We start from the raw sequence: 12113 nt of genomic DNA on the forward strand, positions 1-12113 counted from the left end.
CCTATATGCGCAGTACCGCTGTCGACGCGATGAGCAGTCCGGTGGGCGGCCGTGGCGGCCCCCGGGATCCTCGCCCGCCCCTGCCTGTCGCCGCTGCCGTGGTGGGCGGGGCGTGGCGTCGTGTTGCCAGCCTGATGGCGAGAAGCACAATCACCGCGAGGCCGCCGAGGATGGCGAGGCAGATACTCCACCCGTCCATGCCGGTGTGGTGCGGGCAATGATCACCGGCGCATGGCTGGGGTGCGGCTGACACGGCGGCCGATGCCGGGGCATGTGCCGCAGCGGCGACGGCGGCGGACATGCCGGCAGCTACCGGGTCGCTCATCTGCATTCCGGCGTGGCCAACGGTGTGCATCGTGGTGAGCCCGAACGCGGTGAGCAGCAGCAACAGCCATCGGGCGGCGCCCAGGATGCTTGCCTGCGTGCTCACTGTGTCCACGCTAGCGGATGGCTGGGCGGTGGGTGAGTTGGGCCGCGGCGGGGTGAGCTGCTGTGCCGGACGAGTCGCCGTGAGCGGTCACACGCAAGTCGTAGCCGGCACCGCTCGACCTTAATTACCCCCCGGGGGTATTTGGGCCGGAGCTAAGGGATGGCGCCATGTCCGACACCGCAACTACCCCACCGGCTGACACGCCCCATGATCACCACCACCTAGACCCCAGCGCTGAGGCGAACGGACCAACCGGAGCGCCGGCGTCTTCGGCCGAGCACGACTCGCCACGCGGTCACCACGACGGGCATGCCAGCCATGACAAGCACGCCGGGCACGATCCCGAGATGTTCCGGCGGAAGTTCTGGCTCAGCCTTGTCCTGACCGTGCCGGTCGTGCTCACCAGCGAGATGGTGATGGACTGGTTCGGCTACCACCTGGACTTTCCCGGCGTCACCGGGGTCGGCCCGGTCCTCGGCTCGATCGTGTTCCTCTACGGAGGCCGGCCGTTCCTGGCCGGCGGCGTCCGCCTGATCGACGCGGCCGGCCGATGGCATGAATCTCGGACCGTCGTCGACCGTCGGTAAGAGAAGCTCCGCTCGTGAGCGGCGCGGGTCGCGCCCGTTTCGCGTTAAATGTAGGTATTGTCGGCGGCATGAGACGCGTGGGAATTGCCGCTTTGGTGGCCATCTGCCTGGTTGCGCCGGCCGTGCCGGCGGTCGCTGCGCCGGCGGTCGTCTGGCCCGCCCCGGCTGTCTCGATCGTGCTGGAGCGCTCCGGTGGCTTCGCCGGGCGGTCGGAGACCTTTGCCGTTGACCAAGCCACCGTCGGTGGTCGTAAGGCGCTGTGGCTGGTCGCCACCCCGGAGTTCCGGCGGCTGCGTGGCTCCTACCTGCCGGTCAACGCCTGCTGTGACCGCTTCGGCTACCGGCTGGAGGTCACCTACCGTTACGGCCTGCGCAAGACGGTCACCACCGTCCAGGGCACCCCGGCGCCGCAGATCCTGGGGGACGTCCTCGCCGAGGTGCAGCGGGTCGGCGCTCAGCCGTCATTGGCCGCGGGTCGCGCCGCGTAACGCCCGCAGGCCGGTGAACCGCGTCGCGAACTGAAAGGTCCAGCCCCGGGCCGTGTAACCCGGGCCGGCCTCGATCGCCTCGGCCAGTGCGGGCAGTGGCGGGCCGTCCAGGTGGGCGCCCGGTGTCAGGTACTGGTTCAGCCAGGCCCGGTCGTTGCGGCAGGCCGCGTCGTGCACGCCGCCGAGCACCACCGGCAGGGCACCCCCGGCGCCGGCCAGCGAACTCGCGGTCAGGGCCTCGGCGGTGCAGACCGCCGGCTTCGTGCCCGGTGGGGTGGCGAAGTTCGTCCCGGCCGCCGAGTCGAACGAGCGCAGCGCGTCGCGAACCAGGGTGGGCACGCTCATCAGGGCTCGAAACCCTCGAACACGATCGGGGCCGCCGGCCGGCGCAGGGCGTCTGCATGCTCAGTCGCCGGCCGGGCTGGTGGCGATCTCCCTGACCCGGGCCGCGTCGATGGCCGCGTAACTGCCGGGCGTGCCCTCGGACGCGGCGTCGTACGCCGGGGCGTAGCCGGTGACCTTGAGTGAAGCGTCGGTCGCCTCGGCGGTCTTCTGCTTGCCGTCGCGGTCGTACGTCACGGCCAGGGCGTACTCGTAATAGTGCCGATCGGGGATCGCGGTTATCTCCACCACCTGGCTCGCCCCGGCCGGGAGCTCGATCGACTGCACCGAGAAATACGGATCGCCCAGCGCGGTGGGGCCGGTCAGCACCCGGGCGATGGCCGGTTGCTGCCACAGCGCGAGCCCGATCACCTCGCTGGTGCCGCCCTGCGACGTCTGGGCGAGGAGCGTGCCGTGCAGCGGGCCGGATCGCTTGCGGACCTTCGCCTGGATGTCGAGGACCCGGATGGTGGCGCCGGTCGAGTTGTAGATGACCATCTTGGTCCTGGTCACGCCGGCCTTGGTGCCGCCGGCGGGGGCCTCGGTGGGCTGGGCGACGGCGGCCGGGTAGGCCAGCGACAGGTCGGTGAGCGTGGCGCTGTCGTCGGTCAGGGTGATCGTCGGCCGGTCGTCGCGGAAGAGCCTCTGCACGACGTTCGGCACGCCGCCGATGAGCGGGGACGCCGCTGCGGTCACGACGGCGGTGCCGGCCGCCGCGTACAGAAATCCGTTCTTCTTGACGAACCGTTCCCAGGTGGAGGGTTTGCGTTTGCGCTTGGCGCCCGGCATGTGATCATCTTTCGCGGCTGCGACCACATCGGACGATCGGTCGAACGGGCACGCACCTGGTTCGAACGAGCGATGGTGCGGGAACGGATGCGCGGCCCACGATCGGTCTGACCTTTGCCATCGACCCTGGAGAGTGTCTCGTGCTCGACCATCTGCGGCGACGCGCGCCGGCATTCGCCCTGGCCGTCGTGGCCCTGGCTGCGATCGCCGCGTGTTCGGACGACAAACCGGACACGGCCGCCTCGCCCGCCGACACGCAGACCACTGCCGCGGGGACGACGACCGGCCCGGCGACCGAGACCGCCGCCACCGAGCAGGCCGCCGATCCGTCCCTGGTGGGCACGCAGTACGGCTACATCACCGCGGTCGACGCCTCGGCCCGGACGCTGACCTTCGACAAGGTGGACTGGTTCACCGGCGCGGCGGCGACCGCGGCGTGCAAGGAGGACGGTGAGGCGATCACCGACGCCGAGAAGTGCAACGACTACTACATCCGCAACAACAACCCGCTGCTGCGGACCGCGCCGATCGGCGCCGCCGCGAAGCTCTCGCTGGTGTCGCCGAACGACGCGTTGGCGCAGCTGGAGGTCCCGCTCGACAAGTTGAGCGCCGAGCGGGAACACCGACTGTTCATCCTGACCTTCGACGGTGGGTCGGTGACGTCGGTCAAGGAGCAGTACCTGCCCTGATCGGACGCCTGCTCAGGACGTTTCGAAGGCGCCCAGATCGGGGGCGGAGCCGTTGTACGGCAGGCCCACATTGGTGCCCTTGTTGATCAGGGTGCTGCCGGACGCCAGGTGCAGTGACGTCAGCGCCGGGAGGCTGCCGTCCGACTGCCGGGACACCTCCCAGCCGGTCGTGGTCACGCTCTGGAACTGGGAGTTCGACATCGTCACGCTCAGGTTCCACGAGTTGTACGACGCGCTGGTGCCGCTCATGTTGGCGGTGAGAGTTCCGCCGTACGCAATGTTGTTCCGAAGGTTGCCGAGGCCGACCGCCGCCCCGCTGGAGTTGATCCCCAGCATGTTGTAGTCGACGCCGTTGCTGTAGCTGGTGTTGTTGAAGAAGTCGCTGGCCACCGTGTGGTGGTTGGCGTAGAAGCCGGCCGACCGGTTGAGGAACGCCACCGAGTTGCGCACGGTGTGCTTGACGCCGCCGGAGACGTAGACGCCGCCGTACCCGCCGGCCTTGAAGCCGTTGCCGTCCTGCGCCGCGGTGGTGGTCTGCGGCAGGTAGCCGTTGCGCCAGGCCCACGAGTTCTCGATGGTCACCGACGAGTACGCGTTGATCAGGTCGAACCCGTCGTCGGTGTTCCACCAGGCGCGGCAGCCGCGGAAGACGTTGCCGGGCTTGCCGGCCGGCACGTGCGCGCCGAACCCGTCGGCGTTGGTGCCGGCCCCGGACGAGCTGTACGGATCGTAGTTGTCGTGCGAGTCCGAGTTGAGCACCAGGTTGTTGCTGCCGTTCGCGATGAACAGCCCCGGGCCCATGTTGTTGTGCGTGTTGAGCTTGTCGAACGTGTTGCTGCTGCCGGAGATCCAGACGCCCCACGACTCGTGGTTGAGGCTGTTGTTCTGGCGCACCCCGACGATCTCGAAGCCACGCAGCGTGATCGAGCTGCCGGTCACGTCGAAGCCCTTGATCCGGCAGTTGACCCCGGTCATCCCGGCGAAGTTGAACTGCACCTTCTCGGCCGGGTAGTTGGCGTAGACGATGCCGCTCTTGCTCAGCGTGATGGCGTCCACCACGGCGGTCTGTGACGAGCAGCTGGTCGTCGCGGCGGTGTAGCTGTAGGTGCCGGCCCGGAAGTAGACGGTGTCGCCGGACGCGGCCACGCTCTGTGCTTTCGCGATCGACTTGAACGGCGCCGAGATGGACCCGGCGGCGCTGTCACTGCCGCTCGCCGAGACGTAGTAGGTGCTGGCCGCGGACGCGGCGGTACCGAGGGCGACGACGCCGGCGGCGCCGGCCACGAGGGTCACCAGGGCGGGGGCGAGGAAGGAGCGGATTTTCATGATCACCTCAGGTAGGCGGTGAGGGGCAGGTTCAGCTCGCGGATGCCGTCGAGGACGAGCCCGGCCATCCGCTGCGCCCCGTACTCGGAGAAGTGGGTGTTGTCGTTGACCCCGTCGGTGGCGACGGTCAGGTAGAGCACGGTGGAGCCGGCCGGCCCGAGGCCCTCGACCAGGGCTTTGCTGCGGGCGGTCAGGTCGATCATCGGCACGTTCTCGGCGGCCGCCACCGCATGCATCTCGGCCGGCAGATCCACCCCGAGCGAGTTGACGTGCAGCGCGGTCGCGTTCAGCGCCGCCCCGTTGAACAGCCGCCGCACCGGCGGAGAAACCAGAACAGCAAGACCACCCTTATTGCGTACGCCGTTGATCAGCGCAATGAGGTTGGCCCGGTAGTCGTCCGCGGTAGTGGCCTTGTCGTTGTGCCCGAACTGGATGAACACCAGGTCACGCGGCTTGATCAGCGGCTCCATGGTCGGGAACAGCGCGGGATCGGCGAGGAAGCTGCCCGCACTCTCCCCGGAGTCGCCGTAGTTGGCGACCACCGCACCACGGCGCACCGACGCGGTGAGCGCCTGCCCCCACCCGTTGTAGGGGGCGACCGGCTGGTCGCAGACCGTGGAGTCACCGGCGAGGTAGACGACGAGCGGCCGGTGCGCCGGTTTGAGCTTCACCCGGGTGACGACGGGGGTCGCTCCGTCGAACGTGAGGGTGAGCCCGGGGGTGCCGACGCCGCCCTGCCCGGTGGGCTGGCCCTCGGGTTCGCGGACGTTGATCGTGGCGGTCCGGGTGCCGGCGTCGCCGGGGTCGAAGATGCGGCGCCGCGCTTCGACGGTGAGCCCGGTGCCGGCTCCGACCGTCGCGGCGATCTCGTAGTTGCCCGGCGCGACGTCGTACTGACAGACGATCGGGGCGGTGCCGGTGCACGTCGGCGGTGGCGCCGCGGTGCCGGCCGGCAGGGCGAACAGGCTCGCGGCGGCGGCCGTGCCGACGCCGGTGACCCAGTGGGTGGAACCCATGCCTTGACTCCTGGGGGACGGTGGCAGAGCACCGCAGGAGTAGGCCGGCGTGGGTGCCGGCTCGGCGTTCACGAAGCTATATATCGAGCAGCATAAATGTCAAACTTGCCCGGGTCTGACATGGTGTTCTGGTGATCAAGTCCATAGTCGACCTTCTCCGTCTGCATGCCGCCGAGCGACCCGGCCGGATCGCCTACGCGAGCGGCGATCGGGAGATCACCTTCGCCGAGCTGGAGGAGCGGACCGGGCGGTTCGCGGCCGGCCTGGCCGCCCGGGGAGTGGGCCGCGGCGAGACGGTGCTGGTGTGCCTGCCGGCCGGCATCGACGCGATCGTCGCGGTGCTCGGCGTGGTGCGGGCGGCCGCGATCGGGGTGCCGGTCAACCCGCGGTCGTCGACCGCCGAACTCGCCGGTTATGTCGAGGACTGCCGACCGGCGCTGATCGTCACCCGCGACGCCGTCGAAACCGTGCTGGCCGCCGGGACCGGGCCCGCCCGCGACGATCTCGGGGTCGACGAGGATTGCTGGATCCACTACACGTCCGGCAGCACCGGCAGCCCGAAGGGCGTCGTGTCCAGCCAGGCGCGCTGGCTGCCGATGGTCGAGCGGGTGCTCGGCCACCTCGGGGTGGGCGGGGACGACCGGCTGCTGTGGCCGCTCCCGCTGCATCATGCGCTCGGGCACGCCCGCTGCGTGCTCGGCGTCCTGGTCACCGGCGCGACCGCGACGATCCTCGACCACCCGTCGGACGCCTCGCTTCTCGAGGCCCTGGAAACAACCGCGCCGACCGTCCTCACCGGCGTGCCGACCATCTACCACCGGCTCCTGGCCGTGCTCGGCGAGCGGCGGCTGGACGTGCCCACGCTGCGGCTGTGCGTCACCGGCGGCGCGCCGTGCCCCGCCTCGATGCGCCTCGGCGTGCGCGCCGCCCTCGGCGTTCCGCTGATCAACAGCTACGGCAGCACCGAGACGTGCGGCGCGATCGCCGTCGAGACGCCCGGCGCCGACCCGGTCGAGGGGTCGGTCGGCCGGATCACCGGCTTCGAGGCGCGGATCGTCCGGCCGCGGACCGGCGAGACCCTGCCGCCCGGCGCCGAGGGCGAGCTGTGGCTGCGCGGGCCGGGCGTGATGCGCGGCTACCACAACAAGCCGGAGGCGACCGCCGAGGTGCTCACCGACGGCTGGTACCACACCGGTGACCTGGCCCGGCTCGTCGACGGCGACCTGCTCGTGCTGACCGGCCGGGCGAGCGACGTGATCATCCGCGGCGGCGCCAACGTGCACCCGGCCGAGATCGAGAAGGTGCTGCTCGGACTGCCCGGGGTGGCCGACGCCATGGTGGCCGGCCGCCCGCACCACCGGCTCGGCCAGGTCGCGATCGGCTACGTCGTGCCGGCCGACCCGGACGTGGACCCGGTGGCGCTGCTGGCCGCCTGCCGCAGCCTTCTGTCGGCCGGTCGCGCACCGGACGAGATCCGCCTGGTGACCGCGATCCCGCGCACCGACACGGGAAAGGTGATCCGACAGGTTTCTTCCTCGTCGGTGGACGACGACCCGATCGCGATCGTTGCCATGGCCTGCCGTTACCCCGGTGGCGTCCGGTCGCCCGAGGACCTGTGGGACCTCGTCGACCGCGAGACCGACGCGATCACCGGCTTTCCCGACGACCGCGGCTGGGATCCCGGACTCTACGACCCCGACCCGGACCGGGCCGGCCACTCGTACACCCGGACCGGCGGCTTCCTGCACGACGCGACCGGCTTCGACCCGGCGCCGTTCGGCATCGGCCCGGCCGAGGCCCTGGCCATGGACCCGCAGCAGCGGCTGCTCCTGGAAACCGCCTGGGAGCTGTGGGAACGCGCCGGCATCGACCCGGCCACCGTGCGCGGCAGCGACACCGGCACGTACGTGGGCCTGATGTACCGCGACTACGCGAACACCGCCGGAAATCCCACCGCCGAGCTGGAGGCGCACCTCGGGCTGGGCTCGGCGGGCAGCGTGGCGTCCGGCCGGATCGCCTACACGTTCGGGCTGACCGGCCCGGCCGTCACCGTCGACACGGCCTGCTCGTCGTCGCTGGTCGCCCTGCACTGGGCGGCCCGGGCGCTGCGGGCCGGCGAGTGCGGTCTGGCGATCGCGGGCGGCGCGACGGTGATGTCGACGCCCGGCCCGTTCGTGGGTTTCAGCCGGCTGCGCGGGCTCGCCCCCGACGGCCGGGTGAAGGCGTTCGCGGCCGGCGCCGACGGCACCAGCTGGGCCGAGGGTGCGGGCCTGCTGCTCCTGGAACGACTCTCGGATGCCCGCCGCCACGGACATCCGGTGCTGGGCCTGCTCCGCGGATCGGCGGTCGGCTCGGACGGCGCCTCCAACGGGCTGGCCGCCCCGAACGGCCCCGCCCAGCAGCGGGTCCTGCGCGCCGCCCTGGCCGACGCCCACCTGACCCCCGCCGACGTGGACGTGGCCGAGGCGCACGGCACCGGCACGCCGCTGGGCGACCCGATCGAGGCCCAGGCGCTGCTGGCGGTCTACGGCCGAGACCGCCCGGCCGGCCGGCCACTGTGGCTGGGCACCGTGAAGTCGAACATCGGCCACACCCAGGCGGCAGCGGGCGTGGCCGGCGTCATCAAGATGATCGAGGCGATGCGCCACGGCCGCATGCCCCGCACCCTGCACGTCGACACCCCCACCACCCAGGTCGACTGGACCGCCGGCGACGTAGAGCTCCTGACCGCCGCCCGCGAATGGCCCGCCCACGACCGCCCCCGCCGCGCCGCCGTCTCGTCGTTCGGCATCTCCGGCACCAACGCCCACGTCATCGTCGAACAGGCCCCGCCAACGGCCCCAATGCCGGTCTCGCTGCCGATTGGGTCGGCTCCGCTGCTGGCTGAGTCAGCTCTGCTCCCGGTCGAGCCGGCCACGCCGGAGGCCGGGTTTCCGTTGCTCCTTTCCGCGGCGGACGAGCCGGCCCTGCGCGCCCAGGCCGCGAGGCTGCTCGCGCACGACCCGGTCGACGCGGCCGCGCTCGGCAACCGCGCGGCCCAGCGTCACCGGGCCGCCGTGCTCGGGGCGGACGGGCTGGCCGCCCTGGCCGCCGGCGACCGGCATCCCGGCGTCGTCCTCGGCACCGGCCGCCCGCCCGGCAAGGTCGCGTTCGTCTTTCCCGGCCAGGGCGCCCAACGGCCCGGCATGGGGGAGATGCTGTCGACCCCGGTGTTCGGGGCGGCCTACCACGAGATCCTGGCCGAGTTCGAGGTCCCGGCCGACGCCGACCTCGACCGCACCGAATACGCCCAGCCCGTCCTGTTCGCCTTCGGCGTGGCCGCCTACCGGCTCCTGCGTTCCTGGGGCGTGCGCCCGGACGTGCTGGTCGGGCACTCCATCGGCGAACTGGCCGCCGCCCACGTAGCCGGCATCCTTACGCTGCCCGACGCGGTCCGCCTGGTCGCGGCGCGAGCCCGGTTGATGGGCGCGCTGCCGCCCGGCGGCGCCATGATCGCGGTCGACGCCACCGAGGACGAGGTGCGCCCGCTGCTGAGCGAGCGGGCCGGCCTGGCGGCGATCAACGGCCCGAGTTCGGTCACCCTCTCCGGCGACGAAACGGCCGTAGCAACCATCGCCGAGACGCTGCGCGCCCGCGGCCACCGAACGACAGCACTGCGGGTGAGTCACGCTTTCCATTCCGTACGCATGGAGCCGATGCTCGCCGAGTTCACATCGGTGGCGACTTCCCTTTCGTACGCGGCCCCGGCGATCCCGATCATCTCCACCCTGACCGGCCGCCCCGCCGACCAGAGCAGCGCCGACTACTGGGTGCGCCAGATCCGCGAGCCGGTGCGATTCGCCGCCGCGGCCGCCACCCTGACCGGCGTGGTCGTCGAGCTGGCCCCGCGCCCGACCTTGTCCCACCTGGTCCCGGGCCAGGCCGTGCCGTTGTCCGACGACACCCCCGCGCTGCTCTGGGCGGCCGGCGTCCCCCTGGACAGGTCAACGGTGCTGGGCCGCACCGACCCGCAACAGGCAGCCGCCCTACCCACCTACGCGTTTCAGCACCGCCGCTTCTGGCTGGCCGACACCGTCCGGGCTCCCCGAATCCTGACCGCAACCACAGGTCGCCTGTCCCTCCGTTCGCACTCATGGCTGCGCGACCACGCCCTCGGCGGCACTCCTTTGGTGCCCGGCACCCTCCTGGCCGAGCTGGCAGTCAGCGCCGCTCAGGAGGCCGGCGTGCCAGTCGTAGCGGAGCTGATCGTCGAACGTCCCCTGGAACTGCCCGACGACGAGCCGGTCGACCTGCGGCTGCTGCTCGGCGAACCGGCCACCGACGGCGCCCGGACCCTGGAGATCCAGGCCGGCCGGCACGGCACCTGGACCCGCCACGCAACCGGCACTTGCCGTTCTTCGCTTCCGCAGGACGAGCCGGAGCCGTGGTCGTGGGCGCGGGTCTGGCCGCCGGCGGGTGCGGAAGCGGCCGATATCGGCGGCCTTTACGCCGGGGATGACTACGGTCCCGCCTTCCGCGGCGTGACGGCGGCGTGGCGGCACGACGGTGCGATCTACGCCGAGGTGCGCCTGCCGGTTTCCGCCGCGAGCGCCGGGACCGACCTGCATGCCGCGCTGACCGATGCCGCGCTGCACCCGGCGCGGTTGTTCGAGCCCGGCGGTGAGCCGCGGCTGCCGTTCGTCTTCACCGGAGTCCGCCGCTGGGGCGCGGACGTCTCCCGGGCCCGGGTTCGCCTGACCCGGGACCCGCAGCGTGGCGACCGGATCGCGGTGCAACTGGCCGGCGAGGACGGACAGCCGCTGCTCGAGATCGAGTCCTTGACGCTGCGAGCCGTGCCACGCCCGCTGTTCCGGCCTGCTTTCACGCCGATGCCGGTTCCCGCCGACGGCGAGATGCCGGCCGTGCTCGATCTATCGGTCGGCGATCCGGCCGGCCCCGGCGAGGTGCGCGACCAGGTCTGGGCCGCGGTCCAGGCCTTGCGCGAGCGACTGCCGGCGCCGGCCCGGCTCGTCGTCACCACCCGCTCGGCGGCCATCGCCGGATTGGTGCGGGTGGCCACCGCCGAATACCCGGGCATGGTCGGCCTCGTAGTCCACGACGGCACCGACGAGTCCAAGAACGCCCTACCCGGCGCAACAAGACTGGCAACCACCACACCCGAGGTCGCCATCCACCGCGGAGCAACCGCAGTGCCCCGACTGATCCGAGCCGACGGCGTTCGTGTTGACGGCGTTCGTGTTGACGGCGTTCGTGTTGACGGCGTTCGTGTTGACGGCGTTCATGTTGACGGCGTTCGTGTTGACGGCGTTCGTGTTGACGGCGTTCATGTTGATGTCGATCGGGCTGATGTTGGGCGGGCTGCCGTCGGTGATCGGCAGGCGGGCCTGTTCGGTTCTGGGACCGTGCTTGTCACCGGCGGGACCGGGGCTCTGGCCGGGGTCATCGCCCGGCATCTCGTTGCCGCGCACGGTGTTCGGCATCTGCTGCTGGTCAGCCGGCGGGGTGCGGCGGCGCCGGAGGCAGCGCGGCTGCGTGCGGAGCTGGCCGCCGCCGTCACCATCGAAGCCGCCGACGTCGCGGTCCGGGCTGACGTGGAAGGGCTGCTCGCCAAGGCCGACCCGCCGGTCACCGCGGTCGTGCACGCGGCCGGTGTCATCGACGACGGCACCATCGAAGGGCTTACCCGGGAGCGCACCGATGCCGTCCTCAGGCCGAAGGTCGACGCCGCCTGGCACCTGCACGAGTTGACCGGCGACCTGGCCGCGTTCGTGCTGTTCTCGTCGGCGTCCGGCTTGCTCGGCAACCCGGGCCAGGGACCGTATGCGGCCGGCAACTCCTTCCTCGACGACCTGGCCCGGCGCCGGCACGTCGCCGGTCAGCCGGCGTTGTCGCTGGCCTGGGGCCCGCTCGATCTCGACGGCGGCATGCCGGTGACCCGCTCCCGGCTGCGCCCGCTGACCCCGGCCGAGGTGACGGCCGCCTTCGACGCCGCACTGCGCACCGGTGAACCGGTCATCGCCCCGCTGCCACCCGGCAGCGCGGCCATCACACCCCGGCCCGCACATTCCGCCGCGGCGACCGCCACCGCCGAGGACCCGCCCCGGTTCGGCGGCTCGACCGGCGTGCTGAACGGCCTCACCGGCGACGAACTTATCGCCGCCGCCGAGGATCTGATCCGGGCGGAGGTGGCCGGCGAACTGGGCTATCCCGACGTGGCGATGGTCGACCCCGGCGCCGCCTTCACCGACCAGGGCCTGGACTCCGTCGGCTCGATCCAGCTGCGCACCAGGCTGGTGGCGGCAACCGGCATCACCATGCCGGCCACCGTGGTCTTCGACCACCCGACCCCGGCCGCCCTGGCCCGCTGGATCGCCACCGAACGTTCCCTGGCACCAACCGACCCGAGG

At 71.8% G+C, this 12113-nt stretch carries 8 protein-coding genes and 1 pseudogene; 4 read left to right on the forward strand and 5 right to left on the reverse strand.

All coding sequences use genetic code 11. The annotated features are described in order from the left end of the window. Position 1: 1 nt before the first annotated feature. On the reverse strand, positions 2 to 430 hold the full coding sequence (locus Adu01nite_RS13615; RefSeq protein WP_203726997.1) for a hypothetical protein: 429 nt from the start codon (positions 428 to 430) through the stop codon (positions 2 to 4). Positions 431 to 777: 347 nt separating this feature from the next. Between Adu01nite_RS13615 and Adu01nite_RS13620 the strand changes: the two genes are divergently transcribed. Both Adu01nite_RS13620 and Adu01nite_RS13625 read left to right on the forward strand, forming a co-directional pair. Further along, positions 778 to 1017 (forward strand): hypothetical protein, encoded by a 240-nt coding sequence (locus Adu01nite_RS13620; protein WP_379137786.1) that lies wholly within the window; start codon positions 778 to 780, stop codon positions 1015 to 1017. A gap of 68 nt (positions 1018 to 1085) precedes the next feature. Next, complete coding sequence (locus Adu01nite_RS13625; protein WP_203726998.1) at positions 1086 to 1505, forward strand: hypothetical protein; 420 nt, start codon at positions 1086 to 1088, stop codon at positions 1503 to 1505. On the opposite strand, the gene Adu01nite_RS13630 is transcribed toward Adu01nite_RS13625, so the two are convergent. Next, a complete protein-coding gene (locus Adu01nite_RS13630; protein ID WP_203726999.1) occupies positions 1479 to 1850 on the reverse strand; it encodes a hypothetical protein in 372 nt (123 codons plus the stop codon). The two genes, Adu01nite_RS13625 and Adu01nite_RS13630, sit on opposite strands and share 27 nt — an antisense overlap. 60 nt (positions 1851 to 1910) lie before the next feature. After that, complete coding sequence (locus Adu01nite_RS13635; protein ID WP_203727000.1) at positions 1911 to 2675, reverse strand: hypothetical protein; 765 nt, start codon at positions 2673 to 2675, stop codon at positions 1911 to 1913. A gap of 140 nt (positions 2676 to 2815) precedes the next feature. Here Adu01nite_RS13635 and Adu01nite_RS13640 point away from each other — a divergent pair, with 140 nt between their 5' ends. After that, a complete protein-coding gene (locus Adu01nite_RS13640) occupies positions 2816 to 3364 on the forward strand; it encodes a hypothetical protein (RefSeq protein WP_203727001.1) in 549 nt (182 codons plus the stop codon). Between the two features lie 12 nt (positions 3365 to 3376). On the opposite strand, the gene Adu01nite_RS13645 is transcribed toward Adu01nite_RS13640, so the two are convergent. Next, positions 3377 to 4690 carry a right-handed parallel beta-helix repeat-containing protein gene (locus Adu01nite_RS13645; RefSeq protein ID WP_203727002.1) on the reverse strand — a complete coding sequence of 438 codons (1314 nt, stop codon included), beginning with the start codon at positions 4688 to 4690 and terminating at the stop codon, positions 3377 to 3379. 2 nt (positions 4691 to 4692) lie between these two features. After that, positions 4693 to 5706, reverse strand: coding sequence for a rhamnogalacturonan acetylesterase (locus Adu01nite_RS13650; protein WP_203727003.1), 1014 nt, complete (start codon positions 5704 to 5706; stop codon positions 4693 to 4695). A gap of 176 nt (positions 5707 to 5882) precedes the next feature. On the opposite strand from Adu01nite_RS13650, the pseudogene Adu01nite_RS13655 reads away from it, so the two are divergent. Next, a pseudogene (locus Adu01nite_RS13655) lies at positions 5883 to 12113 on the forward strand (SDR family NAD(P)-dependent oxidoreductase); the annotation flags it as partial.

Source organism: Paractinoplanes durhamensis (genome assembly GCF_016862175.1).
Lineage (GTDB): Bacteria > Actinomycetota > Actinomycetes > Mycobacteriales > Micromonosporaceae > Actinoplanes > Actinoplanes durhamensis.

Bases quoted from the DNA above. Each gene is read 5' to 3' on its own strand.
- Adu01nite_RS13630 (WP_203726999.1), bottom strand. From the start codon at position 1,850: ATGAGCGTGCCCACCCTGGTTCGCGACGCGCTGCGCTCGTTCGACTCG.
- Adu01nite_RS13620 (WP_379137786.1), top strand. From the start codon at position 778: ATGTTCCGGCGGAAGTTCTGGCTCAGCCTTGTCCTGACCGTGCCGGTC.
- Adu01nite_RS13625 (WP_203726998.1), top strand. From the start codon at position 1,086: ATGAGACGCGTGGGAATTGCCGCTTTGGTGGCCATCTGCCTGGTTGCG.
- Adu01nite_RS13635 (WP_203727000.1), bottom strand. From the start codon at position 2,675: ATGCCGGGCGCCAAGCGCAAACGCAAACCCTCCACCTGGGAACGGTTC.
- Adu01nite_RS13650 (WP_203727003.1), bottom strand. From the start codon at position 5,706: ATGGGTTCCACCCACTGGGTCACCGGCGTCGGCACGGCCGCCGCCGCG.
- Adu01nite_RS13645 (WP_203727002.1), bottom strand. From the start codon at position 4,690: ATGAAAATCCGCTCCTTCCTCGCCCCCGCCCTGGTGACCCTCGTGGCC.